Source organism: Actibacterium lipolyticum (assembly GCF_900184935.1).
GTDB classification, from domain to species: Bacteria; Pseudomonadota; Alphaproteobacteria; order Rhodobacterales; family Rhodobacteraceae; genus Actibacterium_A; species Actibacterium_A lipolyticum.
Genome location: NZ_FXYE01000002.1, coordinates 307,954 through 334,473 on the forward strand (window position 1 = coordinate 307,954; position 26,520 = coordinate 334,473).

At 57.6% G+C, this 26,520-nt stretch carries 21 protein-coding genes and 4 tRNA genes; 8 read left to right on the plus strand and 17 right to left on the minus strand.

What is annotated here, in order from left to right:
- Positions 1–97 precede the first annotated feature (97 nt).
- The 4 genes from bcp (at position 98) to COL8621_RS10160 (ending at position 3,385) form a co-directional block, all read left to right on the plus strand.
- Positions 98–559 (plus strand): thioredoxin-dependent thiol peroxidase, encoded by a 462-nt coding sequence (gene bcp, locus COL8621_RS10145; protein WP_093967266.1) that lies wholly within the window; start codon positions 98–100, stop codon positions 557–559.
- Between the two features lie 20 nt (positions 560–579).
- A complete protein-coding gene (locus COL8621_RS10150; protein ID WP_093967267.1) occupies positions 580–1,368 on the plus strand; it encodes a ferritin-like domain-containing protein in 789 nt (262 codons plus the stop codon).
- 210 nt (positions 1,369–1,578) lie between these two features.
- Entirely contained in the window at positions 1,579–2,877 is a 1,299-nt protein-coding gene (locus COL8621_RS10155; protein WP_093967268.1) for a M23 family metallopeptidase, read from the plus strand.
- Positions 2,867–3,385 carry a bactofilin family protein gene (locus COL8621_RS10160; protein ID WP_093967269.1) on the plus strand — a complete coding sequence of 173 codons (519 nt, stop codon included), beginning with the start codon at positions 2,867–2,869 and terminating at the stop codon, positions 3,383–3,385. Before COL8621_RS10155 ends, COL8621_RS10160 begins: the two co-directional genes overlap by 11 nt.
- 55 nt (positions 3,386–3,440) lie before the next feature.
- On the opposite strand, the gene COL8621_RS10165 is transcribed toward COL8621_RS10160, so the two are convergent.
- The 3 genes from COL8621_RS10165 to COL8621_RS10175 all read right to left on the minus strand — a co-directional run bounded on the left by COL8621_RS10165 (position 3,441) and on the right by COL8621_RS10175 (position 8,052).
- A complete protein-coding gene (locus tag COL8621_RS10165) occupies positions 3,441–4,217 on the minus strand; it encodes a DUF2189 domain-containing protein (RefSeq protein ID WP_093967270.1) in 777 nt (258 codons plus the stop codon).
- An 85-nt stretch (positions 4,218–4,302) separates the two neighbouring features.
- A complete protein-coding gene (gene prfB, locus COL8621_RS10170; RefSeq protein ID WP_093967271.1) occupies positions 4,303–5,430 on the minus strand; it encodes a peptide chain release factor 2 in 1,128 nt (375 codons plus the stop codon).
- Positions 5,431–5,499: 69 nt separating this feature from the next.
- On the minus strand, positions 5,500–8,052 hold the full coding sequence (locus COL8621_RS10175) for a penicillin-binding protein 1A (RefSeq protein ID WP_093968509.1): 2,553 nt from the start codon (positions 8,050–8,052) through the stop codon (positions 5,500–5,502).
- 156 nt (positions 8,053–8,208) lie between these two features.
- Here COL8621_RS10175 and COL8621_RS10180 point away from each other — a divergent pair, with 156 nt between their 5' ends.
- A complete protein-coding gene (locus tag COL8621_RS10180; RefSeq protein WP_093967272.1) occupies positions 8,209–8,811 on the plus strand; it encodes a class I SAM-dependent methyltransferase in 603 nt (200 codons plus the stop codon).
- Here the strand turns inward: COL8621_RS10180 and COL8621_RS10185 are convergent.
- Together COL8621_RS10185 and COL8621_RS10190 are read right to left on the minus strand one after the other, a co-directional pair.
- Entirely contained in the window at positions 8,801–10,030 is a 1,230-nt protein-coding gene (locus COL8621_RS10185) for an N-acetylmuramoyl-L-alanine amidase (RefSeq protein WP_176438475.1), read from the minus strand. The two genes, COL8621_RS10180 and COL8621_RS10185, sit on opposite strands and share 11 nt — an antisense overlap.
- Positions 10,031–10,170: 140 nt before the next feature.
- Complete coding sequence (locus COL8621_RS10190) at positions 10,171–11,313, minus strand: pyridoxal phosphate-dependent aminotransferase (protein ID WP_093967274.1); 1,143 nt, start codon at positions 11,311–11,313, stop codon at positions 10,171–10,173.
- Between the two features lie 59 nt (positions 11,314–11,372).
- Between COL8621_RS10190 and COL8621_RS10195 the strand changes: the two genes are divergently transcribed.
- Both COL8621_RS10195 and COL8621_RS10200 read left to right on the plus strand, forming a co-directional pair.
- Positions 11,373–12,707 (plus strand): M48 family metalloprotease, encoded by a 1,335-nt coding sequence (locus COL8621_RS10195; RefSeq protein WP_093967275.1) that lies wholly within the window; start codon positions 11,373–11,375, stop codon positions 12,705–12,707.
- Between the two features lie 171 nt (positions 12,708–12,878).
- Positions 12,879–13,628: a DsbA family protein gene (locus COL8621_RS10200; RefSeq protein ID WP_093968510.1), complete on the plus strand. Its 750-nt coding sequence runs from the start codon at positions 12,879–12,881 to the stop codon at positions 13,626–13,628.
- A 6-nt stretch (positions 13,629–13,634) separates the two neighbouring features.
- Here the strand turns inward: COL8621_RS10200 and ispG are convergent, their stop codons facing one another.
- From ispG to COL8621_RS10220, 4 genes are all read right to left on the minus strand, one after another.
- Complete coding sequence (ispG, locus tag COL8621_RS10205) at positions 13,635–14,762, minus strand: flavodoxin-dependent (E)-4-hydroxy-3-methylbut-2-enyl-diphosphate synthase (protein ID WP_093967276.1); 1,128 nt, start codon at positions 14,760–14,762, stop codon at positions 13,635–13,637.
- A 73-nt stretch (positions 14,763–14,835) separates the two neighbouring features.
- Entirely contained in the window at positions 14,836–16,047 is a 1,212-nt protein-coding gene (locus COL8621_RS10210; protein ID WP_093967277.1) for a helix-turn-helix domain-containing protein, read from the minus strand.
- Between the two features lie 116 nt (positions 16,048–16,163).
- On the minus strand, positions 16,164–17,387 hold the full coding sequence (gene hemA / locus COL8621_RS10215; RefSeq protein WP_093967278.1) for a 5-aminolevulinate synthase: 1,224 nt from the start codon (positions 17,385–17,387) through the stop codon (positions 16,164–16,166).
- A 300-nt stretch (positions 17,388–17,687) separates the two neighbouring features.
- Positions 17,688–18,266: a hypothetical protein gene (locus COL8621_RS10220; protein WP_093967279.1), complete on the minus strand. Its 579-nt coding sequence runs from the start codon at positions 18,264–18,266 to the stop codon at positions 17,688–17,690.
- A 130-nt stretch (positions 18,267–18,396) separates the two neighbouring features.
- Between COL8621_RS10220 and COL8621_RS10225 the strand changes: the two genes are divergently transcribed.
- Positions 18,397–19,770 carry a M20/M25/M40 family metallo-hydrolase gene (locus tag COL8621_RS10225; RefSeq protein ID WP_093967280.1) on the plus strand — a complete coding sequence of 458 codons (1,374 nt, stop codon included), beginning with the start codon at positions 18,397–18,399 and terminating at the stop codon, positions 19,768–19,770.
- A 169-nt stretch (positions 19,771–19,939) separates the two neighbouring features.
- On the opposite strand, the gene COL8621_RS10230 is transcribed toward COL8621_RS10225, so the two are convergent.
- The 8 genes from COL8621_RS10230 to lon all read right to left on the minus strand — a co-directional run bounded on the left by COL8621_RS10230 (position 19,940) and on the right by lon (position 26,355).
- Positions 19,940–20,016 (minus strand) — tRNA-Asp (locus COL8621_RS10230).
- Between the two features lie 29 nt (positions 20,017–20,045).
- A tRNA-Asp gene (locus COL8621_RS10235) sits at positions 20,046–20,122 on the minus strand.
- A gap of 186 nt (positions 20,123–20,308) precedes the next feature.
- A complete protein-coding gene (gene ade / locus COL8621_RS10240) occupies positions 20,309–22,009 on the minus strand; it encodes an adenine deaminase (RefSeq protein ID WP_093968511.1) in 1,701 nt (566 codons plus the stop codon).
- A gap of 124 nt (positions 22,010–22,133) precedes the next feature.
- Positions 22,134–22,209: transfer RNA gene (locus COL8621_RS10245), tRNA-Val, on the minus strand.
- Positions 22,210–22,348: 139 nt separating this feature from the next.
- Positions 22,349–23,131: a Stf0 family sulfotransferase gene (locus COL8621_RS10250; protein WP_141137874.1), complete on the minus strand. Its 783-nt coding sequence runs from the start codon at positions 23,129–23,131 to the stop codon at positions 22,349–22,351.
- Between the two features lie 207 nt (positions 23,132–23,338).
- Positions 23,339–23,414, minus strand: a tRNA-Val gene (locus COL8621_RS10255).
- A 19-nt stretch (positions 23,415–23,433) separates the two neighbouring features.
- On the minus strand, positions 23,434–23,790 hold the full coding sequence (locus tag COL8621_RS10260; protein WP_093967282.1) for an HU family DNA-binding protein: 357 nt from the start codon (positions 23,788–23,790) through the stop codon (positions 23,434–23,436).
- A gap of 156 nt (positions 23,791–23,946) precedes the next feature.
- Complete coding sequence (lon, locus tag COL8621_RS10265; RefSeq protein ID WP_093967283.1) at positions 23,947–26,355, minus strand: endopeptidase La; 2,409 nt, start codon at positions 26,353–26,355, stop codon at positions 23,947–23,949.
- Positions 26,356–26,520: the final 165 nt, after the last annotated feature.

The following is a 26,520-nucleotide window of genomic DNA, read 5'->3' on the forward strand; positions in this document are numbered from 1 at the left end:
GTGGCGTTTATTTGCCTCTTGGTTATACCGCTTTATCTTGGCCTCTTGCGCCCTAAACTATAAGAGGCGTTTTGCAAACTTGCGAGGATTTGAACAGATGACCGAACAAGGCCAACCCGCCCCGGACTTTACGCTGCCCCAAGATGGCGGTGACGATGTCACCCTTTCCGCCCAGAAACCAGCGCCAGTTGTCCTGTACTTCTATCCCAAAGATGACACGCCCGGCTGCACGAAAGAAGCGATCGCCTTTACCGAACAGCTTGGTGCGTTCGAAGAAGCGGGTGCCAAGGTTTTCGGTATTTCAAAAGATCCGGTTGCGAAACACGCGAAATTCCGCGCCAAGCACGAACTGGCCGTCGGCCTTTTGTCGGATGCCGAGGCTGATGTTTGTGAAACTTATGGCGTGTGGGTCGAAAAAAACATGTATGGCAAGAAATACATGGGCATCGAACGGGCAACCTTTTTGATCGACGCGGACGGCAACATTGCCCAAATCTGGCGCAAGGTAAAAGTCCCCGGTCATGCGGACGAAGTTCTGGAAGCGGTGAAAGCCCTGTGAGCACACTGACACTGGCACAAATGGCGGTGGAGGTTCTGACCACCGCCGATGGCCGCGAAAAGACCGCCCTATCGCACAAACACGCCGCAACCTGGTTCGCCGCGCGCAAGGCTGGCACGCCGATTGAAATCGGCACGGCCTCCCCTCCGCTGCAACCTGCGCGTCCGGAAAAGCCCGAACTATTGTCACCGCGTGATGTTCCCCGCCGCAAACCCGGAACCCCCGAAGGGCGCATGGCGATCTTGCATGCGGTGGCGCATATCGAACTGAACGCGGTTGATCTGCACTGGGATCTGATCGCACGCTTTAGCGATGTGGCGATGCCGCTTGGGTACTTCGACGATTGGGTGAAAGCCGCCGACGAGGAGTCAAAACACTTCAACCTGATCTGCGATTGCCTTGAACGTATGGGAAGCCACTACGGCGCGATGGCCGCGCACGCGGGCATGTGGCGCGCAGCGGAAGACACCGCAACGGATCATATGGGCCGATTGGCCGTCGTGCCCATGGTGCTAGAAGCCCGCGGGCTGGATGTGACGCCGGGGATGATCGAAATCTTCAAAAAGGCCAAAGACAACCAATCTGTCGAGGCACTGAACGTTATCTACGGCGAAGAGGTCGGGCATGTCGCCTATGGCTCCAAATGGTTCCACTTCTTGTGCGGACGTCACGAACAAGACCCCAAAGAGGTCTTTCATGCCCTCGTGCGGAAATATTTCCACAGCACGCTGAAGCCTCCGTTCAATGAAGAAAAGCGCGCCGAAGCAGGTATTCCGCCTGATTTTTATTGGCCTTTGACAGAATCATAACCCAAGGGCCGCGGGCTTATAGGCAAGATCTTGCCAGTTTCAACCTTTGAAACAGGCGGCAAAGCGATAGAATCGCTTAAAAATCTTGCGCTGTGGCCAATTGGTGTCTTATTCATCGATGGACGCTGGTCTTTGGGGAAAGCCGCGTCACTGATCGGCTGGGGATGAGGCAACAGGGCAAGCGGTTTGAAGTCATCAATATCAAAGAGAATGAGCACGGCGCTGGAGCGTCTATTGCCGGAACAACGGCTTTTTCTTCGGTCTGACACCGAAACACGTTTCATCAGGTTAAGTCCCGGCACGCAGCTTCTGGCAATTGCCGGCAGCACCGCGATTGTCGGCTGGTCCATCGTGGCAAGCGCGATCTTAATCATGGACACGATCGGCGCGGGCAACCTGCGCGATCAGGCCAAACGTGAACAAGCGATCTATGAAGAGCGGCTAAACGACGTCGCCAAAGAACGCGATCTGCGCATCGAAGAAGCCCAGAACGCGCAAAATCGGTTTAACTTGGCGCTTTCCGAAGTTTCCAAGATGCAATCGGCGCTTCTTGAATCCGAAGACAACCGCAAAGAGTTGGAAACCGGGATCGAAGTGATCCAATCGACGCTTCGCCGCACCATGGCCGAACGTGACGAAGCCCTTGGAAAAGCCCAAGAGCTTTCGGTTGCACTTGCTGACAGCACCGGTTCGTCGAAAACCGAAGCTGGCCGTGTCGAAGATATGCAAGACACGCTGGCATTCATGGCGGCAGCACTTAACCTGACAGCCACCGAACGCGACCTTGTTGCCGCCGACGCCGCAGCAGCGTTCGACATGGCTGACGCCTTGGATTTCGAACGCAAGCTGTCTCAGGATCGCAACGACCGTATCTTTGGTCAGTTGGAAGAGGCGCTGACCGTTTCGGTTGAACCGCTGGACAAGATGTTCACCGCCGCCGGGTTGAACCCTCAGAACCTGATCAAACAAGTGCGCCGTGGGTATTCTGGTCAGGGCGGCCCCCTGACCCCGATCGCGCTTTCCTCTAAGGGAGAGCTGATTGACCCCGACAGCCTGCGTGCGAACAGCATTTTGCAAGGTCTGGACGAACTGAACCTCTACCGCATCGCGGTAGAAAAGACGCCTTTCGCGTTGCCGGTAAAATCGACCTTCCGCTTCACCAGTGGCTTTGGCCCACGTTGGGGCCGGATGCACAACGGCACCGATTTCGCGGCGTCCCACGGCACTCCGATCTATTCGACAGCTGACGGTGTGATCGTGCACGCCGGTTGGCAGTCCGGATATGGCCGCCTTGTTAAGATCAAACACGAGTTTGGAATCGAAACCCGCTATGCCCACATGTCGAAAATTCGCGTGAAGGTTGGGCAAAGGGTCTCGCGCGGGGACCGAATTGGTGATATGGGGAACTCTGGCCGTTCAACCGGCACGCACCTTCACTACGAAGTGCGCGTACAGGGTAAACCCGTCAACCCGATGGTATATATCAAGGCAGCGAAAGATGTTTTCTAAAAGTAGGATCAACGAACCCGGCCCCAAAGCTGGCGAAGCGGAGAAACCAACCATGCCCGAAGCAAAGAAAGCTCCGGCGTCATCGGGTGATAAACCAGCGACTGCGCCAAAGCCAAAGCCACCTGCGTCGGTCCTCTCTTCCGACCTGACCGTGACTGGCAATCTGCGCACGACTGGTGACATTCAAGTTGAAGGCACCGTCGAAGGCGACATTCGCGCCCACCTTCTGACCGTCGGCGAAGGCGCCACGATCAAAGGAGAGGTGGTCGCCGATGACGTCGTCGTAAACGGCCGCGTCGTTGGCCGTGTGCGCGGCCTGAAGGTCCGCCTGACATCGACCGCACGTGTCGAGGGTGACATCATCCACAAGACGATCGCAATCGAAAGCGGCGCCCATTTCGAAGGCTCCGTTCAGCGTCAGGACGATCCGCTCAGCACTGGCGGCCCTGCACGTCCGGCAACAGGCCACATGCCTGCGCCAAAAGCGTCGACAGAGCCTCCTGCATAGGCCACGCGACCATCGTATTTTGAAAGGGCACTGCATCGCGGTGCCCTTTTTCATTTCAGCGAAGGGCTTGGCGATAAAGATGCCATGTCGCATGGCCAAGGACGGGCAAGACGACAAGCAGGCCCAAGAAGAACGGCATCATTCCCGCGAACAGCATAACCGCCACCGCCCCGCCCCATACCAACATCGTGCGGGCGTTCGATGCGACAGTTTTCACACTGATGATCATTGCGGTCACAAAATCAATTTCACGATCCAGCAACAGTGGCAGCCCCATCACCGTGATCGAAAAGATCAACCCCGCCAGCCCTGCCCCAACAACGGTTCCCACGCCCAGCATCATCAGGCCATCAGGTGTCATGAAAACCTCGTACGAGGAAGAGATGTTGGTCATCGTCGAAAGCCCCAGAAACAGGGCGAAAATCATGTGCCCGATGAAGGACCAAAAAAGAAAAATCAAAATGATGATCGCGCAGATGGAGGGCAATTGGCGGTTTTTCTGATGCCAGATCACTCCAAGGATCTGCCCCCAGTTCAGTGGCGTTCCATTATCCAATCGGTGGCTGACCTCGTACAAGCCAACGGCCGCGAACGGCCCCAAAAGCGGAAAGCCAAAGACAGCAATCGCCAGCCAGTAATATTGCCCCGTGGATTGGGTTAGCCAGAACAAGCCGATCCCGCACAGCACATAGAACCCACCGAAGAACAGGCCAAACAGTGGCGCCGCTAAAAAGTCGCGCCAGCCTTGCCTAAGCGATGCAGCCAGCATCGCCCAAGTCACGGTTTGAATATCTGGTACAGGCGATGGTGGCGGTGCCGTGGTTTCGCTCATGGTGTCCTCCCCAATACGTCTTATCGACATATTGGAAAGTTTACGCCGCCCTGAACATGATCAAGCGCAAATTTGACGTGGCAGGTTAAGCTTCGGCCTGAGCTTCGCCCCGGCTTTTGCCCGCAACATCCATGGCCAGTGTCGCAGCCATGAATTGATCAAGGTCACCATCCAGAACGCCCTGCGTGTCAGACGTTTCAACGTTGGTCCGCAGGTCTTTGACCATCTGATAGGGCTGCAAGACATAGGACCGGATCTGGTTCCCCCACCCTGCGTCGCCCTTGGCTTCGTGCGCTTCCTGGATCGACGCGGTGCGCTTTTCCAGCTCCATCTGGTACAATCGAGATTTCAGAGCTTTCATCGCGATATCGCGGTTTTGGTGCTGCGACTTTTCCGAACTTGTCACCACGATGCCGGTCGGCGCGTGGGTAATCCGAACGGCAGAGTCCGTGGTGTTCACGTGCTGACCACCCGCCCCGGATGAACGGTAAGTATCGACGCGGATGTCGGCCGGGTTCACCTCAATTTCGATGTTGTCATCGACAACCGGATAGACCCAGACAGAGCTGAAAGAGGTATGGCGACGCGCCGCAGAATCGTAAGGCGAAATCCGAACTAGACGGTGAACGCCGCTTTCCGATTTCAGCCAGCCATAGGCGTTGTGGCCGGAAATCTTGTAAGACGCGGATTTGATGCCCGCCTCTTCGCCCGCGCTTTCGGACTGAAGTTCGACCTTATAGCCCTTCTTCTCGGCCCAGCGAACATACATCCGCGCCAGCATGGACGCCCAGTCACAGCTTTCTGTGCCCCCCGCCCCCGAGTTGATCTCGAGGAAGGTATCGTTCGCGTCAGCCTCGCCGTTCAGCAGGGCTTCAATCTCTTTCTTGGCGGCTTTTTCGGCAAGCGCCTTCAGCGCAGTCTCGGCCTCAGAGACGACTTCTGCGTCGTCTTCCATCTCGCCCAGTTCAATCAGTTCGATGTTATCCGAAAGCTCTTGTTCGATGCCTTTGTAAACGTCGATGGAATCCACCAGCGCCTGACGCTCGCGCATCAGCTTTTGCGCATTGGCGGCGTCATTCCAAAGATCAGGGTCTTCAACCCGCGCGTTGAACTCTTCCAGCCGGTGTTCGGCTGTTTCCCAGTCAAGACGCTGCGCAAGCAGTGCAAGGGATTTGCGGATTTCTTCAACGGTATTTTGCGTGTCGGCACGCATGGCGGATTGAACCTTTGATTGGAAGTGGTCAGATGCGGGTGATAGCCGCTTGGGGCGACGCGGGCAAGCTTAGTAAAGCCCGCCCGACGATAGGGACCCAAAGCTGGCCTTTGGCCCCACCTTCGCCTTTTTACCGGTTGAGGTGGTGACTTGCGTAGCACCCTCTGCCTCTCCGGGTGCGAAAAGCGGCAGGTTGGCTCCCATCGCGAACCCGCCATCGATAAGCGCGGCCAAGCCAAAGACGGGCTCTTCGCCATCACGGAAATATTCCGCAACGACATTGTCGCCGGTGGCATCGTCAGGCAGGCGCGCGCCGGTGAAGCGGTCGATCTTAATGAAGTGGCCGCCGGGCGGCACTTTGAACTTACCGCCACCGTATTTCTTGGTGGCCTCTTTCATGAACTGTGTGAACACCGGACCACACATCCCACCACCCGAGGCACCTTTGCCAAGAGAGCGCGGACGGTCATAACCGATATAACAGCCAGCCACGATGTTGGACGTAAAGCCGATGAACCACACGTCTTTCGCATCGTTCGTCGTACCGGTCTTACCAGCAGTTGGCACCGACAGGTTAACCGTTTTCGACGCTGTCCCGCGTTCCACCACGCCCTGCATCATCGAGGTCAGCTGATAGGCGGTGATCGCGTTGATCACCCGCTCACGGTCTGACGTGATGCGCGGGCCAAAGCCGGGATCAAGCGATGTAAGCTGACAGTCTTCGCAATGGCGTGGGTCATGGCGATAAACGGTTTCGCCCCAACGGTCCTGCACCCGGTCAACCAATGTCGGTTCAACGCGTTCACCACCGTTGGCGAACATCGCGTAAGATGCGACCATTTTGAACAGCGTGGTTTCCTGACTGCCAAGCGCGTTGGACAGGAACGGATCCATCCGGTCGTAAACGCCAAAGCGTTCGGCATATCCAGCGACAAGGTCCATCCCGATTTCTTCGGCCAACCGCACGGTCATAAGGTTCCGCGACCGTTCAATCCCGGTGCGCAGTGGGGTTGGGCCGTAAAACTTGTTCGATGCGTTCTTGGGCCGCCAAATACCTTGGGCGGTTGCAACCTCAATCGGGGCATCAATGACGATGGTCGCGGGCGTAAAGCCACTGTCCAGCGCCGCCGCATATACGAACGGTTTGAACGACGAGCCCGGCTGACGGGTTGCCTGTGTGGCGCGGTTAAAGACCGAGTCTTGATAAGAAAACCCGCCCTGCATCGCCACGACGCGGCCGGTGTTTACGTCCATCGCGACGAAGCCGCCCTGCACTTCGGGCACTTGGCGCAATGTCCAGCGAATGAACGATCCGTCGCTGTCTTTGGTCATTTGGCGCACATGCACCACATCGCCAACGCTCAGCAGATCGCTGGCAGCTTGGGCTTTGCGCCCAAGGCTACCGTCTTCGTTCAGCTTACGCGCCCAAGCGACATCTTTGGCGACGATCCAGTGGCCATCACTGTCTTCTGCAACGCCCTCGATCCCGATGCGGGCAGAGGTTTTGGCGATTTCCAACACAACGGCAGGGTGCCAGCGTTCGACATCACGGGCGACTTCGACTTCGGCCAACGCTGCGCGCCAGCTTGCCTCATCCGCCAGCTTGTCGGCCGGAATTGTCTTTCGCGTCCCGCGCCAGATACCCTGACTGCGGTCATATTTTTCCAACCCCTGACGCAAGGCGGCAGCGGCGTGAACCTGCATCTCTGGCTCAACGGTTGCGCGGATGGTCAGACCACCGCCAAAGAATTCACCTTCGCCGAAATCCTCGCTAAGCTGGCGCCGGATTTCATCGGTGAAATAGTCGCGTGGCGGCAGGCTTTGGCGGAATGGCGCGTAATCCCCGTTTTGCACGGTCTTCAGCGGCGAATTTCTCGCCACTTCGTAAGCTGCGTCGCTGACATAGCCGTTCTCGTTCATCTCGCGCAGAACGAAGTTCCGGCGCGCCAGGGCGCGTTCGGTTTCACGAACCGGATGATAGGTAGAAGGCGCTTTGGGCAGCGCGGCCAGATAAGCCGCCTCTTCCGGGCCAAGCTGGGACAGTGTCTTGTTGAAATACGTCTGCGCGGCCGCAGCCACACCGTAAGAGTTCTGACCAAGGAAAATCTCGTTCAGGTACAGTTCCAGAATACGGTCTTTGCTTAGCGTCTTTTCGATGCGCGTTGCCAAGATCAGTTCCTTGATCTTACGCTCGCCTGTACGTTCCCCGCCAAGCAGGAAGTTCTTCATCACCTGCTGGGTAATCGTCGATGCACCGCGAACGTTTTGGCCCCGGCTTTTCACCGCATCAACCGCCGCCGAAATCATCCCGCGGGCGTCATAACCTTTGTGGTTGTAAAAGTTCTTATCCTCGGCCGAGATGAAAGCCTGTTTCACCAGATCAGGAATTTCATCGGCAGGCGCATAGAGGCGCCGTTCGGTTGCAAACTCATCAATCAAGCGCCCCTCACCCGAATAGATTCGGCTGATCGTTTTGGGCGTGTAATTCGACAATTCTTCGTGTTTGGGCAAATCGCGGCCATACATCCAGAAAATCGCGCCAATCATCAGCACCGCAATCGCTGTGCCGACGGTCACGAAGCTGAATATCGCCCCGAAAAATGATAGGATCGCTCTGAACAAGCCTTTGCCCCCTGTGATAAAGCCCGGCCTGTATACGACCACCTGCGGGCACGGTCAAAAGCTACCCGCAGTCGATTAGGCCAAATAGCGCCAACACACCGTTCACATAGGTGCGATGTGCTTGCGCGCAAGACATTTGTCGCGTAGCGCCGGATTATGCGCCCAGAAGATATCCTTCCAACCTATCGCCGCGTCGCCACCGGATTCGCCCGTAGCCGCGACAAAAGCCTGTTCGAACGCGTCTGGCTTGATCGGGTGCTGTCCCACGCCATTGGTCGGCGCGTGCTTGACCTTGGATGTGGCACCGGGCGCCCCATTGCCAGCTATCTGTCAGACCGCCGCGCAAAGATCACCGGCGTGGATGGGGCTGGCGAAATGCTTGCCCTGTTCCAAACAAACCTGCCAGAAGCCGAAGCGATCGAGGCCGATATGCGCGGCCTTTCCTTGGGCCGTGAATTCGACATCATCCTTGCGTGGAACAGTTTCTTTCACCTGTCCGCCGACGATCAGCGTGCCATGTTCCCGGTGTTCGCCGCACACGCCGCCCCCAAGGCGGTGCTGATGTTCACATCCGGCCATGACGCCGGCGAAGCCATTGGCGAGGTCGAGGGTGAGTCTGTGTATCACGCCAGCCTCTCGCCCAAAGAATACCGCGCGCTTCTTAAGGAAAACGGTTTTTCCGTCATCGCCTTCACCCCCGAAGACCCGGAATGCCGAGGCCATACGGTTTGGTTGGCGCGCTATACCGCTATTGCCTAAGCAGGGCCGCCTGCGCCGCGTCCGACTTTGCCCACGCCACCAATGCATCACGCACCCCGCCAGCGGCTTTTGCACGCCAGTCTGGATTTTTCAGGTTTTCCAGATCCTCGGGGGAGGACAGAAAACCAAGCTCTAACAACACCGACGGAATGTCCGGGGCCTTCAACACCGAAAACCCGGCCTCGTGTCGTGGGCGTTTGTGCAGTCGCCCGATTGACTGCCTAAGCCCAACCACCAAAGCATCCGCCAAACCATCAGCCCGCGGCGCGGTTTCTAGGCGGGCAAGGTCCATCAACACATCAGCGATCACATCGTCATGATCTGATAGATCAACACCCGCCAACAGGTCCGCGCGGTCGTGACGCTCTGCCAACTTCTGCGAAGCCCGGTCCGAGGCTTTGTCGGACAACGTGTAAATCGCCGCGCCCGTCGCCTGCCCTTCGGCAACCACATCCGCATGCAGCGACAGGAACACATCCGCTTGCGCCGCGCGCGCGATTGAAACACGGGTTTCCAGCGGCACAAAGGCATCTTCTTCGCGGGTCATGACCACATCGAACCCCGCGCGCAACAGCGCCTCTTTCAGCTCACGCGCGAAGGTCAGCATCAGATCTGCTTCTTTTACGCCACCACGCTCGGCGCCGGGGTCGATACCGCCGTGGCCAGGGTCAAGCACCACCCGTACCGGGCGTGTCCCGTCCTGACGACGACGCGGCGCAGGCATGGGCGCGACCTTCGTCACGCCAATCAATGCTTCCTCAGATGTCACGATATGCGATGCAAACTCTTCTGGGCTAACCCGGGCCAACCGCAGCTCCAACATCGCGCGGCCACTTTCCACATCGCGCTGCATCTGTGCGCTGTCCACTGCAAACGGGCCATCCAGCTCTAACACCATGCGCGACCATCCGGGGCTCAACGCCCCAGCATGCAAACCCAGAACGCGCTTGCCGCGCAGCAGATCGCCCGCTGTCACGCCCTCCCAGTTCACTTCGCGAAAATCAGCGACCAAGCGTGGCGGCTCCGCCAATAGGCGCAAGCGATAAGGCACCGGCTGGCTCAGAGCCAAGACAACCGAAATGCCGCGTCCTTTGTCGGTGATTTCTGATCCCGCGACATTGACCCGCGCAAGCGCCGAAAGGTCTTGCGCCCTTGCCGCTTCGGTCGTGCCCATCGTAACGACCGCACACAGCAGGACTGCTTTGATGATATTGCTCATGCGCCTCAACGCCCTTTTTCGCGGACTATACCGCGCATGCCCCCGCCAAGGAACCATCCATTGGCAATCGGGATGCTGCGTTCACCGCAATCGCCCACAAATAATAATGGAGTGCGGGGCGGCAGCCCCGCTCAATTGGATCAAACCCGCTCGGCCATGAACTTCGCCAACCGTTCCAACCCTTCGCGAATATCGTCAGTCGCACGCGCGTAGGAAAAGCGCAGCGTCCCTGCCCCGCGTTCCGGGTCAAAGTCCAAGCCCGGCGTCACCGCAACCCCAGCCCCCGCCAGAATTTCCGCTGCAAAGGTACGGCTGTCGTCGGTCAGGTCAGACACATCCGCGTAAACATAAAACGCGCCATCCGGCGGCGCGATCTTGGTGAAGCCCGCCTTTGGCAACCCTTCCAACATCAACCGGCGGTTTTCGCGGTACACATCCATATTCGCCTGCAACTCGTCATCGCAATCCATTGCCGCAAGCGCCGCCACCTGACTGACATGCGGTGCGCAGATGAACATGTTTTGCGCCAAGCGTTCGATGATCCGCACGTGGTCTTCTGGCACAACCATCCAGCCTACGCGCCACCCCGTCATCGAAAAATATTTGGAAAATGAGTTGATTACGTAAACATCGCCGCTGATCTCCAGCGCGCTGACGGCCTTCTTTTCATACTCAACCCCGTGATAGATTTCGTCGGAAATGAAGGCGGTGCCGTTTGCATGACAGGTTTCGATCAATGCCGCCATCGCATCGCGATCCAGCATCGTGCCGGTCGGGTTCGCCGGGGATGCAACCATAAGCCCCGCCAAATCAGTCGGAAGGTCCGACGGGACGGGCTGCAAGCGATGTTCCGCCGCTGTTTCAATCATCACCGGCTGAATATCCAACGCGTGCAGGATTTGCCGGTAAGAAGGATAGCCCGGCGCGCCGATCCCGACCTTGTCGCCCGTGTCAAACAGCGCCGTAAAGGCAAGAAGGAACGCCCCCGAAGAGCCCGACGTGACAATCACCCGGCTTGGATCAAGATCGACATTATACCAATCTTTATAAAGCTTTGCGATGCGTTCCCGAAGTGCAGGAAGGCCAAGCGCCACCGTATAGCCAAGCGCATCTTCATCCATTGCCTTGGCCAAAGTGGCGCGCGCGCCGGCCGGCGCGGGCGTGCCGGGCTGGCCCACTTCCATGTGAATAATGTGACGTCCCTCGGCCTCGGCTTTGCGCGCGGCCTCCATCACATCCATCACAATGAAGGGATCGACTCCGCTCCGCCTTGAACTCCGCATCAGACCATCCTTAAACTGCGCCTATGGCAGCTTTCTTCCAGCGCGCGCGCAGACAGTCAATGGCAGCACGGTCAGGCATCATCGCCGTCCTGCTTTCTTTCATCATTGCGGTTGCTTCGCCCGCACGGGCGCAAGGGCTGATCCGCGATGCCGAGATCGAATATGCCCTTCGCCAACTGGCCGCGCCGCTGGCGGCCGCTGCGGGGATGAATGCCTCGCGATTGCAGGTGTTGGTGATCAACGACAGCTCGCTCAACGCGTTCGTCATTGATGGACGGACGGTGTTCATCCACTCCGGCCTATTGCTGAAATTCGAAAATGCCGCGCAAGCGCAGGCCGTTCTGTCGCACGAGATGGCGCATATCGCGAACGGCCACATCACCCGGCGCCTTGCAAACCTACGCGGCGCACGGTCGGCTGCGGCGATGGGGCTGCTTATGTCTGTGGCGATCGCGGCAAGCGGGAATGCGCAAGCAGCGGCAGGCGTCGCTGCGGGCACTTCATCCTCTGCCCAGCGGTTGTTCCTTGCCCACACCCGCGCCGAAGAAAGCTCCGCCGATCAGGCGGGCGTGCGCTATATGGCCCGCGCCGGGATTGACCCACACGCGATGGTCGATGTCTTGAATATCTTCAAGGGGCAAGAAGCGTTAAGCGCCAGTCGCCAAGACCCTTATGTTCTGACCCACCCGCTGAACCGTGACCGCCTGCGCGCGATGACCGGCTTCGCGGCGGCCTATGGCGGAAAGGCGAAAGACAACCCTACCGCCGACTACTGGTTCGCGCGTGCGCAAGGCAAACTGGGAGCCTTCTTGCAGAACCCGTCCTACACTTTGCGCCGGGTCAAAGCATCGGACAATTCGGACGCGGCCATCATGCGCCGTGCAATTGCCCACCACCGCAAACCCGACGCAAAAGCCGCCCTGCAAGAGATTGATAAGCTTGTCGCGAAACGCCCCAAGGATCCTTATGTGCGGGAACTTCGCGGCCAGATTTTGCTTGAATCACGAAACTTTGCCGCCGCCGTCAACGCTTATGGCCGCGCAGTAAACTTGGCCCCAAACGAACCCCTGATCTTGGCCGGATACGGGCGCGCGCTTTTGGCGCTGAATACCAGCGACGGTAACAAAAAAGCGCTGGCCGCCCTTGAACGCGCCCGTTCGCGTGACCCGTATGACCCACGGATGTTGCGCGACCTTGCCGTCGTTTATGCGCGCGGTGGCAACAACGGCATGGCCTCTGTCGCGACGGCGGAACGCTACGCAGTTCAGGGCCGGTTGTCGGATGCTGCGGTGCATGCCAAACGTGCGACGGGTCTGTTGAAACAAGGAACGCCCGGTTGGTTGCGCGCACAGGATGTGCTGGCAGCCGCGCAAACCGCCAAAAAGAACCGATAACACCCAGACCTCCCGCGGATGTGATCAACGTGGCGTTGGTAATTGCATGCGTTTCGGTGCAGTCTTTTGCCCGACAAAATACGCCGGGGCTTGCTGCCAAGATTGCCGCCAATCCTTAGCTATGAGATAGAACACTGCGGCATGCGCCGCGACGAATTGGAGGACGAGCCCATGAAACGCCAGATCCTTGCAGGTGCCTTCGCGGCCCTAGCATTTGCCGCCCCGGCCCAAGCCCTTGATATTGGCGCGATGAGCGACGCCGAGAGAGAGCTGTTCCGCGCTGAAATCCGCGCCTATCTGCTGGACAACCCCGAGGTGCTGATGGAAGCCATCGGCGTTCTGGAAGAACGCCAAGCAGGCGAGCAGGCCAACAACGATGCCGCGCTATTGCAGACCAATGCCGCCGAAATCTTCAACGACGACTATTCGTGGGTTGGCGGCAATCTGGACGGCGACATCACCTTGGTCGAGTTCATCGATTACCGCTGTGGTTATTGCCGCAAAGCCCATGACGAAGTTGCAGAGCTGATCAAGACCGACGGCAACATCCGCTTCGTTGTGAAAGAATTCCCAATTCTGGGCGAAGAGTCCGACCTGTCGGCACGCTTTGCCATTGCCACCCTGCAAGTCGCCGGGGACGATGCCTACAAATCGGCACATGACGCGCTGATCACCTTTCGGGGCAACGTGAACATCAAGAACCTTGAAAAACTGGCGGGCCGTCTGGGATTGAACCCAGATGACATCCTGCCCGCCATGAACAGCCCCGAGGTGGACGCCGTGATCGCGGCCAACCGCGCGCTTGCGCAGCGACTGGCCATTTCTGGCACGCCTACGTTCGTGATGGATGATCAAATGCTGCGCGGCTACGTGCCACTGGCAAACATGCGTGAGATCGCGAAAAGCGTTCGGGCGAACTAAGCCGCCCTACTCTGCCGCTTCGATCAAGGCCGCTGCGTCAAGCTCAGCGGCCTTTTTCTCGACCTGCTCAACGATGTGATCGACCATCTGTTCGTTCGACAGCTTGTGGCTTTGCTTGCCCGCAAGATAGACCATGCCAGACCCGGCGCCGCCGCCGGTGAACCCGACATCGGTCATCAATGCCTCACCCGGACCATTCACAACACAGCCGATGATGCTAAGGCTCATCGGGGTTTTGATATGCTCCAGCCGCTTTTCCAAGGCTTCGACGGTTTTGATCACGTCAAACCCCTGACGCGCGCAGGACGGGCAGGAAATGATGTTAACCCCGCGATGGCGCAGACCAAGCGCTTTCAGGATTTCATAACCGACCTTAACCTCTTCTACCGGATCGGCAGACAAGGAAACGCGCAGCGTATCGCCAATGCCCATCCACAGCAGGTTGCCAAGGCCGATGGCCGATTTGATCGTGCCCGACATCAGACCGCCAGCCTCGGTGATACCAAGGTGGATCGGCGCATCCGTCGCCTCGGCCAATGCTTGATAGGCGGCGGCCGACAGGAACACATCAGACGCTTTCACGCTGATTTTGAATTCGTGGAAGTCGTTGTCTTGCAGGATCTTGATATGATCCAGACCGCTTTCGACCATCGCCTCCGGACACGGCTCGCCATATTTTTCAAGCAGGTGCCGTTCAAGAGAGCCAGCATTCACGCCAATCCGGATAGAACAGTTGTGATCGCGCGCGGCTTTGATCACCTCTTTGACGCGCTTTTCGTCGCCGATGTTGCCGGGGTTGATCCGCAGACAGGCCGCACCGCTTTCGGCGGCTTCAATCGCACGTTTATAGTGGAAGTGGATGTCAGCAACGATTGGCACCGGGCTTTCGGCGACAATCTCTTTCAAGGCGCGGGCCGATTCTTCGTCGGGCGTGGAAACCCGCACAATGTCAGCGCCCGCTTCGGCACAGCGTTGAACCTGATCAATGGTCGCTTTGACGTCCGTCGTCAGCGTGTTGGTCATGGTTTGCACCGAAATCGGCGCATCGCCCCCGACCGGAACGTTGCCCACATGAATCTTGCGCGACTCGCGGCGATAGATGTTGCGCCATGGGCGCACATGATTGAGCGACATGCGCTCTCTCCCAGACTAGGTTCACTTAGGGGTTAGATAGCCATGGACCGGCCCGGGGGCAACGGGTGCGACCTTATTCCGCCACGATCTGCGTCACTTCGGCGACCATGCTGGCCAGTTCAGGGTCTTCGGTCAGATCAGCCAGCTGATACGCTTCGATCAACGCATCCTGTGCAAGGGCGATATTCTTCACCACATTTGCGCCCTCGCCCGCCGGGCCATAGGCGGTGCCGTTCACCGCGAAGTAAACAGCGCCCGCGTAACCTGTGCGCAGCAATGGCGGCTCTTCGGTTTTGGGCAGAACATAGCGTTCGCCAGCATCCAAAATCTTTTCAAGCAGAACCGTGCCGTCCGCCGATGTCACACGCACCCAGGCAGGGCGTGAGGCGAACAAAACAACCTCAGGCGCATTGTCGGCGACGACCTGAACGCTGTTCGGTGCGGGCGGCCCCGTAAATTCAGGCACAGCCGGTGTCGCCGCAACGCTGGCGATGCGTGGTGTTTCCGGTGCAGTGGCCAGCGCGCCCAAAGCGCCCGGTTGCAACGTGGAAATCGGGCCATCGCGCGCCACCATGACCGGCACGTCCAGCGGCTGAGGGCGATAAAGCCGGTCCAGCGCTTCGGCAGTTGGAACCGTAAAGTCAGAGCTTGCATCGCCACCGTCGGCCAGCAAGGTACCTGCATTTGCCAACGGGTCTACTTCGGCAATCACGCCGGGCGCCTGATCAACAGGCGAAAGCTGAACACGTTGAATTTGCTGAAGAACCGTCCAGCCGCCATAGCCAAGCGCGCCGATCAGCGCGACAAGCACCAGCGAAGATCCAACCGCACCGGGTTCAATCCGTGAAAACAACGCTTCGCCTTGCGGAACGAATGTTGCATTCGGGTCGGCCAGCGGGTCACGCTTTGCGTCAGATTTGGGTTGTGTCTTCTTGCCAGGTTTGGGCGAAGATGCCGCCGCGTCCATCCCGTGAACGGTGGCAAAGTTACCCTCTTCACAGAATTTGCCATAGGCCCATTCCGGGTCCAGCCCCAGATACCGCGCATAGGAACGAACGTAACCGGCGACGAAACCAGGGGTTTCGAACGCGGTCGGGTCTGCATGTTCAATTGCGGAAATGTAGGTGGCCTTGATCTTCAGCTCGCGCTGCACATCCAGAAGGGATTTGCCCAAGGTGGCGCGTTCACCGCGCATGATATCACCCAGACGCAGTTCAAAAGCGTCAAAGCCCTTAGAAGCTTGTTCTGTATCAGCCGCGATCGGCGGCTGTCTGCGCCCGATCATCTGCCTTGCCCCGTGCCTGCCACTTCTTGTCCCCTTTGGACTGGCGATTCTATAATTTCGCCAGCCTGTTAAGGGCTTATACCACAGAGCAGGGCCATTTACACCCGCAGAACGTTTTAGGCGGATAGCTCGGCGCGATTCAGCGCACAATGCGACCAAAGTTCATCCATCGCTTTGACAAGCGCGTCGATCTCTTTCGGGCCATGCACGGGCGACGGGGTAAAGCGCAAACGCTCTGTCCCGCGGGGCACGGTTGGAAAGTTGATCGGCTGAACGTAAATCCCGAAACTCTCTAGCAACATGTCAGACAGTTTCTTGGTGTGAACAGGGTCGCCTACGATGACGGGAACGATATGGCTGCCGTGATCAATGATCGGCATGCCCAGCCCCTTAAGGCGCATTTTCAAGATACGTGCCTGAAGCTGATGCTGATCACGCAGCGCCTGATCTGTTTTCAAATGCTTCACCGAAGCCGCAGCACCCGCAGCAACCGCTGGTGGCAGGGACGTGGTGAAAATAAAGCCCGGCGCATAGGAACGGATCGCATCGCACATCTTGTAAGACGCAGCGATATAGCCGCCCATTACACCATAGGCTTTCGCCAAGGTGCCGTTGATAATGTCGATCCGGTGCATCAGCCCGTCACGTTCGGCCACACCCGCACCGCGGGGGCCATACATGCCAACGGCGTGCACTTCGTCGATATAGGTCAGCGCGTTGAATTCATCTGCAAGATCAAGGAGTTCTTCGATCGGGCCAAAGTCGCCATCCATCGAATAGATCGATTCAAACGCAATCAATTTGGGCGCGTCGGGGTCGTCTGCTTCCAGCATGGAACGCAGATGCGCGACGTCGTTATGTTTGAAAATCCGCTTTGCACCGCCGTTGCGGCGAATGCCTTCGATCATCGAAGCGTGGTTCAGTTCGTCGGAATAGATGATCAGACCGGGGAACAATTTCGGCAGCGTCGAAAGCGTCGCGTCATTCGCGATATAGGCGGACGTGAACACCAAGGACGATTCCTTGCCGTGCAGATCGGCCAGCTCAGCCTCTAGCGCTTTGTGATAAACCGTGGTGCCGGAAATGTTGCGCGTACCACCGGAGCCTGCGCCGGTTGCGTCAATCGCTTCGTGCATCGCGGCAAGAACAACGGGGTGCTGGCCCATGCCTAGATAGTCGTTGCCACACCACACGGTGATATCGCTTTCAGAGCCATCAGGGCGGCGCCAAACCGCATTCGGGAAAGAGCCTTTGCGCCGTTCAATATCGATAAAGGTGCGATAACGCCCCTCTTCGTGCAGACGGTCCAGTGCGATGTCCAATCCCGCGGTATAGTCCACGCGTTCTCTCCTTCGTATTCCCCAACCAGTTGGCTGGTCTTTCCGGTGCGCCGCGCCCCATCGGAAGGGGCATCAGCCTGAAGTTCACCAGTCTTCGCATATTCTTCACATTCAGGAAACTATAGATATGGCTTCAAGTTGTCGCGGGCCAAATCATCAAATTCCCGTTTTTTGTGCTCTCCCATACGCGGATATGGTTCCAATAGGAAACCCCGCACCCGAATATTACCGGGCAAAAACCGTGTCTAAAGCTGTTTGGCCGTTTTTGAGCCATTCAACATTGATATCAATCAACCTTTTTCAGTCGGCGACCACAACACGACAATCGTCGGTATTTGCCTCTTCGTTGCATTCCGCAACAGCCGCCTGTGCGGCCGGCCCGTCCATATTTACATAGGCCCACTTGCCCGTAGCGGGCGAAATCGCCAATGCCTTGGCACCTTTGCCCCCTTTATATTCATCACGCAGCCCCGCCGTCGCATCCCGTGAAAGTTGAATTTCACGCGGTTTCCAGCCCTTTGGCCGAATCTCTGCGGCGATTACGCAGGTTTTGCTGCCCTTTTGGCGAGCGGCATTACAGCCGGCCAATGCGGCCCGGCTGGCGGATTCCACATCGTGATAGTTTGCAGCCGCCAACGTCGCTTCGGACATCAAACCTTCGTCGGGCGACAGGGCGACCGCCCCGTAGTAAGGCTGTTGCGCGGACACTTGGGCCAGCAAATCGCGGTCATTCTTCGATAGGAAATCATGCGCGATAACCTTAACCACGCCACCTTTCGTGGGAAACATCAGCTTTCGCGCCGCCTTTCCGCTTAGCGGTTCGGCCATCGCCGCCGCACCTGAAAGGGCAATAATCGAAGAAAGAATGAACGCGCGCATAGGCTTACCTCTGTAAATTTGTCCGGCGTAATTTAACGCGCGCAACCCTGCGCGGCCACCCCTCTGGACAGTGGAAATGCCAGTGGTAGGGTTTGGCATCTTCACAATCCTGAAACGCCGGAGGCCGCCCATGTCCCTCGAACCCGTTCTTGCCCGAATCGATGCCGATTTGCCGGGCGCCACCGACCGGTTGCTAGAGCTTTTGCGCATCCCGTCGATTTCAACCGACCCGGCCTATAAGGGCGATTGCGATCGCGCCGCGGACTGGTTGGTGGCCGATCTGAAATCCATCGGCTTTGACGCCGAAAAACGCCCCACCCCCGGCCACCCGATGGTGGTCGCGCATGGTGACGGCGACGGGCCACATCTGATGTTTTACGGGCATTACGACGTTCAGCCCGTTGATCCGATGAACCTGTGGAACCGTGACCCGTTCGACCCCGCAGTGGAAGACACCGCAAAAGGCAAAGTCATTCGCGGGCGCGGGTCATCTGATGACAAGGGCCAGCTGATGACCTTTGTCGAAGCCTGCCGCGCGTGGAAGGCCGAACACGGCACCCTGCCCGCCAAAATCTCGTTCTTCTTTGAGGGCGAGGAAGAGTCAGGCTCCCCTTCCCTCATCCCGTTCATGAAAGACAACGCGGAAGAGTTGAAATCAGACATCGCGCTGATCTGTGATACCGGCCTCTTTGGCGACAGCACCCCCGCCATCGTCACGATGTTGCGCGGGCTACTGGGCGAAGAAATCACAATCACCGGCCCGTCTAAAGACCTGCATTCAGGCATGTATGGCGGCCCCGCGATGAACCCGATCCGGATCCTGTCGCAGATCATCGCCTCGCTGCATGACGAAAACGGCCAGATCACGGTACCCGGCTTTTACGATGGCGTCGAAGAACTGCCGCCGGAAATCGCCGCGCAGTGGCAAGCGCTGGGGTTTGATCACGCATCCTTCCTGGGCGAGGTCGGGCTTTCCGTCCCGGCTGGGGAACATGACCGCACGCCGCTGGAAATGATCTGGTCGCGCCCCACCTGCGAAGTGAACGGCATCTGGGGCGGCTACACCGGCGAAGGGTTCAAAACCGTGCTGCCCAGCAAGGCCCACGCCAAGCTAAGCTTTCGACTGGTCCCCGGCCAAGATCCACATGTCATCCGCGACAATTTCCGCAACCACATACGCACGATGGTGCCTTTCGACTGCGAGGTCGCGTTCCACGATCACGGTGCCTCGGCCGCCAGCAAGATGTCGATTGAAAACACGGCCTTTGAAAAAGCACGTATCGCGCTGTCGGATGAATGGCCCAACCCGGCCGCCTATGTCGGCTGCGGCGGATCGATCCCCATTGCGGGCTATTTCAAAGAGGTTCTGGGAACCGACGCGATGCTGATCGGGTTTGGCAAAGACGACGACCAGATCCATTCGCCCAATGAAAAATACGACCTCAGCAGCTTTCACAAAGGTATCCGAAGCTGGGCACGTATTCTGGACGCACTTAGCAAATAAATGAAATCGGGCGGGTCATTCCCGCCCGTATCTTTTTGGGCCGGGCGAGTTCAGGGGCAACCCTGCTGACCACAGAAGCGCGTTTGAGCTGTCGGGAAAATAGACAAAGCCGCTCGCACATGTCGGATGCGCAGCGCGATGCCATCGTTCATCTGATTTCAGAAGAAAGTGGCGCGGTTGACGGGACTCGAACCCGCGACCCCCGGCGTGACAGGCCGGTACTCTAACCAACTGAGCTACAACCGCGCATACGTCGAACCATCGGGGAAAAGCAGTGGCGCGGTTGACGGGACTCGAACCCGCGACCCCCGGCGTGACAGGCCGGTACTCTAACCAACTGAGCTACAACCGCATTGCTTTACCCCGGGCTTGGCCCGGCGTGAGGGGGGTTTTATGCGCGGCCACCTGCCGCGTCAAGCGCATCTGACAGCAAATCTCGACCTTTTGGGGGAAAGTTTTTCTGACGCGCGAAAATCCCCTCAAAACAAAGGAACTGCAGCCCAGTAAAAGGGCAAAAAACTGCGCCCCCTTACCCGGCCTATGCAATGATTTCGAACTTCACCACATCGACCAAGCCGCGATCAGTGATTTTCAGCGCAGGAATCACAGGCAGCGCCAAAAATGCCAACTGCAAGAATGGCTCTTCCAAGGTCACGCCCAAACTGATCGCGGCCTTGCGAAGCTGTTTCAGGTCGCCCTCCACTTCTTCAAAGCTGTTCAGGCTCATCAACCCGGCGACAGGCAGCGCCAGTTCGGCCAAGACCTTGCCATCATTCACCACGACAAACCCGCCTTCGATCTGGCCCAAGCGGTTCGCGGCCAATGCCATGTCATCGTAATTTGCCCCGACAACCGCGATGTTGTGATGGTCATGGCAAACGGTCGACGCGATCGCACCGCGTTGAAGCCCGAATCCTTTTACGAAACCGGTGGCGATGTTGCCGTTTTTGCCGTGCCGCTCCACCACCGCGATCTTGACCAGATCGCGCGCAATATCAGGGCGTTTGTCACCATCAACCACGGGAATGGTTTCATGAAGGTGTTCAGTGATGATCTTGCCCGGCATAATGCCGATGACGTCAGTATCTTCGCGGTTCGCCGTCGTCCGGAAAGAGGCCGCCGTCACAGTGGGGGCTTTCACAGAGTCGCGCGCGACGGGCGCGATAAGCTTGCGCGCGGCGAAGGCCGCATCACCCACAATCTTGCCCCCTGCGATCACTAGTGCGGCGCGACATTCTTCCAGATTTGGCAAGGCCACGATATCCGCGCGCTTGCCCGGCGCGATCTGTCCGCGATCCTTCAGGCCGAATGCCTCGGCCGCGGAAAGGCTGGCAGCGCGATATGCGGCCAGCACGGGCGTGCCCAGCGAAATCATCGTGCGGATCATGTAATCCAGATGCCCATATTCCGCGATATCCAGCGGGTTCCGGTCATCCGTACACAGGGCGATATAAGGCGATGTGCGTTCCGTAAGGATCGGCTGCAGCGCCAGCATATCCTTAGAGACTGACCCTTCGCGGATCAGCACGCGCATGCCCTTGCGCAGCTTCTCAAGCGCCTCGTCGGCGGTTGTCGCCTCATGCTCTGTCCGGATACCAGCGGCGATATAGGCGTTCAGGTCTTTACCCGACAACAGCGGCGCGTGCCCATCGATGTGGCGCCCGCGAAACGCGTTCAGCTTGGAGATGGCTCCGGCATCTTTGAAGATCACACCGGGGTAGTTCATGAACTCGGCCAGCCCGATCACGCGCGGGTGGTCTTTCAGCGCAGCAAGCTCTTCCGCCTCGATCTGCGCGCCTGCGGTTTCCATCGCCGTCGATGGCACGCACGAGGAAAGCTGAACACGAATATCCATGACCGTGCGCGCAGACGCCTCAAGGAAGTATTCGATGCCGGGCACCCCAACCACATTGGCAATTTCGTGCGGGTCACAAATCGCCGTGGTCACCCCACGCGGGCAAACGCAGCGGTCGAATTCAAACGGCGTGACAAGCGAACTTTCGATATGCAGATGCGTGTCGATAAAGCCGGGAACCAACGTCAGCCCCGACACATCAACAATTTCGCGCCCGTCATAATCAGCACCGATCCCGACGATGGTGTCGCCACATATGGCCACATCGCCCTCGATCATCTCTCCGGTCATCAGGTCGAAAATCTTGCCGCCGCGCAGAACCATATCGGCGGGCATGGCACCCCTGCCCTGATCAATAAGGGTTTCTAGGTCGGGTTGGGTCATTGGGAAACTCCAGACGCTGGACAAGGAAACTGTCGCAGGCTGGGCGCGTTGGTTCAAGGGCGCAAAGTCTGCACCGCCAAAAACAGCCCACTGGGCAATCACATAGGTCTGTTTTTAAGGAAAGTGGTGGGTGATGAGAGACTCGAACTCCCGACATCTTCGGTGTAAACGAAGCGCTCTACCAACTGAGCTAATCACCCGGTGAGCGGGCTAATAGCGTGGTATCGGACCGGGCTGCAAGTCCAAATTTTACATCATTGTCATTTAGCCGACGTTTTTTCGCTGCGCGCCAATTCCGGCCCCGAAACTTGGCTGGCACAAAGCCCCGCGTTCAGCCCCCTAACGGGTTAGTTTTGCCAAAGCACGCGGGTCGCGTTTGCGGGCTTCTTCCATGAAACGAGCGATGAATTCGTCGTTAAGCCCATCGCCCTGTTTCTGAAAACGTTCCTGCATTTCAATCTGTCCACGCGGCGTGTGACCAAAGAATTCACAAACTTGCGCGATTGCGGCCGTGCGGTCGGCAACTACGTGTTCATAGTTCAGCTCTAAGCGCGGCAGCCCATATTTGGACGCGATTTTAGCGATGTCAGCGTTGGCAGGTGCGATACCCTTTAGCCGGATCATGATGTCATCATAATTAAACTCCGGCTTGATCCCCGACCCTTTTTGTTCGCTGGTCCACTGCTTTGTTTGATCAGCGATGGAATAGGAAACAGCCTGCGCGACAAGATCGCTCCGCACTACGTGCAGCACTTTTGCCCCGCGAAACATCTTTGGAATTTTCCACCGGCACACCATTTCAAGCTGCGCGTGATTTACCTTAAACCCGAAAATTGGTGCGTCTGGTTCGCTATCGGCGGTGAATTTTATGAAGTCGGGAAAAGACGACAAGCCATTCTTTTCGCTTACCTTTTGGACAGCCGGGCCATTCAGGCTTTCGCGCAGCCCAGCGAATATACCAGTTCTGCGAAGCAGCTCTGCCGTCATGTTGGAGCCGCAACGATTGGTGAAACCTAGCATCGCCAGATCACAATCAAACGCCGGGCGCGGTTCGTCCCAACGAACCTTTTTGCCAAAGCATTCAACAATCATCTTTTCATGAATACTTTTCGACCTCAGCACTTTTGATACCTCTTCAACAATCACACGGTCTGCCAGCGGAACGCAGGCGTTCAAGCTCAGCTACTACACGAAAATCAGCGCTGTAAAGCTGTGTCCGCTTTACCGTTGCGCCTGGGCATCGCGCCGCCCGATGATAAGGCAAATAGATCAGGTAAAGCCAAAGCACCCACCAAACCAGTAAGTCGGATTATCATCAACGGGGCAAGGTGGTGGGTGATGAGAGACTCGAACTCCCGACATCTTCGGTGTAAACGAAGCGCTCTACCAACTGAGCTAATCACCCGACACGAGGGGTAATAGCGTTACTCCGTCGGGTCTGCAAGCGGGGTTTCAGCCGCGTCTACTGCTTTCGACGAACGGCGGATGCGGGTGATCAGAACTTCGCCATTTGCCAGCTCTTTCTTGCGATTGATGATCACCTTGCCAAGTGGCTGCAGGTTCATCGGCTCTTCGTCAGACAGGGCTTGCCCCAAAACGGCCAGCGTGGCTTCGACCACCGGCTTCACGTCTTTCTTTTTCATCCCCGACGCCGTGACCACACGCTCAATCAGTTCTTTTTTGCGAAGCGCTTCGGGCTTTTCAACCGCTGCTTCCTCTACCTGTTCGACCTCTGGTTCTGCTTTGTCTGCGCGACTGCGGGTCGTTGTTGTTTTTGCCATTATCGTTATTCCTTGCGGGTTATTCGGGTCAGCATACCCGGTCAACGCGCCGGGTGCAGGGGAAAAATTCGGCGTTCGCCCAATGGCCCCACCATAGAGCAGCACAGAAAAAAGGCGCGCTTTTTCAAGCGCGCCTTCGTTTTTCTGATCCGTCGCTTAGTGCGCGGTGGCCGCTGGGGCCTGACCTTTGGCCGCCAGCGCAGCTTGGGCTGCTGCCTCTTCGGCGGCCTCGTCCCATTCGATGGGTTCGGGCTGGCGAACCAACGCTTGGGCCAGAACTTCGCGAACATGCGAAACTGGGATGATTTTCAGCCCTTCTTTCACATTGTCCGGGATTTCCCGCAGGTCTTTTTCATTCTCTTCCGGAATGAACACCGTCTTGATCCCGCCGCGCAGGGCTGCCAGCAGCTTTTCCTTCAGCCCACCAATGGCCAGCACATTACCGCGCAACGTAACCTCGCCCGTCATGGCGATGTCTTTGCGCACTGGAATGCCCGTCAGTACCGACACGATGGATGTCACCATTCCAACACCGGCACTTGGCCCGTCCTTCGGGGTTGCCCCTTCGGGAACGTGGACGTGAATGTCGACCTTTTCGAACTTCGGCGGCTTCACCCCAATTTCGGGCGAGATGGAGCGCACAAAGCTGGAGGCCGCGTCGATGGATTCCTTCATCACATCGCCAAGCTTACCAGTTGTCTTCATCCGGCCCTTACCGGGCAGCATAAGCGCCTCGATCGACAGCAGGTCACCGCCAACACTTGTCCAAGCCAAGCCGGTTACAACACCAACTTGATCGTCCTTTTCGGCCAGACCATAGCGGAACCGTTTGACGCCCAAGAATTCTTCAAGGTTGTCATCCGTCACCACAACATGTTCTTCGTCTTTCTTGACGATTTTGGTCACGGCTTTCCGGGCCAGCTTTGCCAATTCGCGCTCAAGGTTCCGCACGCCCGCTTCGCGGGTATATGTGCGGATAATCTCGTTCAGGGCCTCATCAGAAACCTCAAACTCGCCCTTGCGCAGGCCGTGGTTTTTAACCTGCTTGGCAATCAAGTGCTGACGCGCGATTTCGCGCTTTTCGTCTTCGGTGTACCCAGCCAGCGAAATGATCTCCATCCGGTCCAAAAGCGGGCCCGGCATGTTGTAAGAGTTCGCAGTGGTCAGGAACATCACGTCCGAGAGGTCATATTCAACCTCTAGGTAGTGATCCACGAAGGTGGAGTTCTGTTCCGGGTCCAACACCTCAAGCATTGCCGATGCAGGGTCACCACGGAAATCTTGGCCCATCTTGTCGATCTCATCGAGAAGGATAAGCGGATTCGTAGTTTTCGCCTTTTTCAGCGCCTGAATGATCTTACCGGGCATAGAGCCGATATAGGTCCGGCGGTGGCCGCGGATTTCCGATTCGTCGCGCACACCACCCAGAGAGATGCGGATAAATTCGCGCCCCGTTGCCTTGGCAACAGATTTCCCAAGCGAGGTTTTACCAACACCGGGAGGGCCAACGAGGCACATGATCGGCCCCTTCAGCTTTTTGCTGCGCTGTTGAACGGCAAGATATTCGACGATGCGTTCCTTGACCTTTTCAAGGCCATAGTGATCGGCATCCAGCACGTCCTGCGCGCGGCCCAGATCCTTCTTCACGCGGGATTTTACGCCCCACGGGATCGAAAGCATCCAGTCCAGATAGTTGCGCACAACCGTTGCTTCGGCCGACATCGGAGACATCGACTTCAGCTTCTTGATTTCGCCGTCCGCCTTTTCACGGGCTTCTTTGCTTAGCTTGGCTGCGGCGACGCGCTCTTCCAGCTCGGCAATCTCGTTCTGGCCTTCGTCACCATCGCCAAGTTCCTTCTGAATGGCCTTCATCTGCTCATTCAAATAGTACTCGCGCTGGGTACGCTCCATCTGCGACTTCACGCGGGTCTTGATCTTCTTCTCGACCTGAAGAACGGACATTTCGCCCTGCATCAAGCCATAGATTTTCTCAAGCCGGTCCGCGACAGACAGGGTTTCCAGAAGTTCTTGTTTTTGATCAACTTCGATGCCCAGATGCCCAGCAACAAGATCGGCCAGTTTGGCCGCTTCGCGGGTTTCGGCAACCGTGCTCAGCGCTTCTTCGGGGATGTTCTTTTTGACCTTGGCGTAACGCTCAAATTCCTTCGAAACGGACCGAACAAGCGCCTCTAGCGTGTCATCATCGCCGGGGATCTCTTCCAAGCTTTCAGCGTTGGCTTCGAAGAAGTCTTCGTTTTCCAGAAACTCGGTGATGCGCACACGGGCACGGCCTTCGACAAGCACCTTAACTGTGCCGTCGGGCAGCTTCAGAAGTTGCAGCACATTCGCCAGAACACCGGCGCGGTAAATGCCATCGGTTGTTGGGTCGTCCACCGACGGGTCAATCTGGCTGGACAGCAGAATTTGCTTGTCATCCGCCATCACCTCTTCCAGCGCACGCACCGATTTCTCACGCCCCACGAAAAGCGGAACGATCATGTGGGGGAAAACCACAATATCGCGCAGCGGCAGGACGGGGTAGGATTGACTGAGTTGCTCGTGCATTCTCTTTCCTTGGTTATTGGCAAAAGGACACTGGTCCCGCATGGCGGCAACCGCTGGTCCTTTCCTGTCATGGTATCAATATTTGGGGGGTCACCCCGACATTTCAACCAGTGCCTGTTTCCAGCTTGCCGCATAGTCTGCCCGCTCTACTTTTAGACGGCAAGG

Excerpts from the sequence above, each read along its gene's own strand:
- bcp (WP_093967266.1), top strand. The coding sequence starts at position 98 with ATGACCGAACAAGGCCAACCCGCCCCGGACTTTACGCTGCCCCAAGAT.
- COL8621_RS10150 (WP_093967267.1), top strand. The coding sequence starts at position 580 with ATGGCGGTGGAGGTTCTGACCACCGCCGATGGCCGCGAAAAGACCGCC.
- COL8621_RS10155 (WP_093967268.1), top strand. The coding sequence starts at position 1,579 with ATGAGCACGGCGCTGGAGCGTCTATTGCCGGAACAACGGCTTTTTCTT.
- COL8621_RS10160 (WP_093967269.1), top strand. The coding sequence starts at position 2,867 with ATGTTTTCTAAAAGTAGGATCAACGAACCCGGCCCCAAAGCTGGCGAA.
- COL8621_RS10165 (WP_093967270.1), bottom strand. The coding sequence starts at position 4,217 with ATGAGCGAAACCACGGCACCGCCACCATCGCCTGTACCAGATATTCAA.
- prfB (WP_093967271.1), bottom strand. The coding sequence starts at position 5,430 with ATGCGTGCCGACACGCAAAATACCGTTGAAGAAATCCGCAAATCCCTT.
- COL8621_RS10180 (WP_093967272.1), top strand. The coding sequence starts at position 8,209 with ATGCGCCCAGAAGATATCCTTCCAACCTATCGCCGCGTCGCCACCGGA.
- COL8621_RS10185 (WP_176438475.1), bottom strand. The coding sequence starts at position 10,030 with ATGAGCAATATCATCAAAGCAGTCCTGCTGTGTGCGGTCGTTACGATG.
- COL8621_RS10190 (WP_093967274.1), bottom strand. The coding sequence starts at position 11,313 with ATGCGGAGTTCAAGGCGGAGCGGAGTCGATCCCTTCATTGTGATGGAT.
- COL8621_RS10195 (WP_093967275.1), top strand. The coding sequence starts at position 11,373 with ATGGCAGCACGGTCAGGCATCATCGCCGTCCTGCTTTCTTTCATCATT.
- COL8621_RS10200 (WP_093968510.1), top strand. The coding sequence starts at position 12,879 with ATGAAACGCCAGATCCTTGCAGGTGCCTTCGCGGCCCTAGCATTTGCC.
- ispG (WP_093967276.1), bottom strand. The coding sequence starts at position 14,762 with ATGTCGCTCAATCATGTGCGCCCATGGCGCAACATCTATCGCCGCGAG.
- COL8621_RS10210 (WP_093967277.1), bottom strand. The coding sequence starts at position 16,047 with ATGATCGGGCGCAGACAGCCGCCGATCGCGGCTGATACAGAACAAGCT.
- COL8621_RS10220 (WP_093967279.1), bottom strand. The coding sequence starts at position 18,266 with ATGCGCGCGTTCATTCTTTCTTCGATTATTGCCCTTTCAGGTGCGGCG.
- COL8621_RS10225 (WP_093967280.1), top strand. The coding sequence starts at position 18,397 with ATGTCCCTCGAACCCGTTCTTGCCCGAATCGATGCCGATTTGCCGGGC.
- ade (WP_093968511.1), bottom strand. The coding sequence starts at position 22,009 with ATGACCCAACCCGACCTAGAAACCCTTATTGATCAGGGCAGGGGTGCC.
- COL8621_RS10260 (WP_093967282.1), bottom strand. The coding sequence starts at position 23,790 with ATGGCAAAAACAACAACGACCCGCAGTCGCGCAGACAAAGCAGAACCA.
- lon (WP_093967283.1), bottom strand. The coding sequence starts at position 26,355 with ATGCACGAGCAACTCAGTCAATCCTACCCCGTCCTGCCGCTGCGCGAT.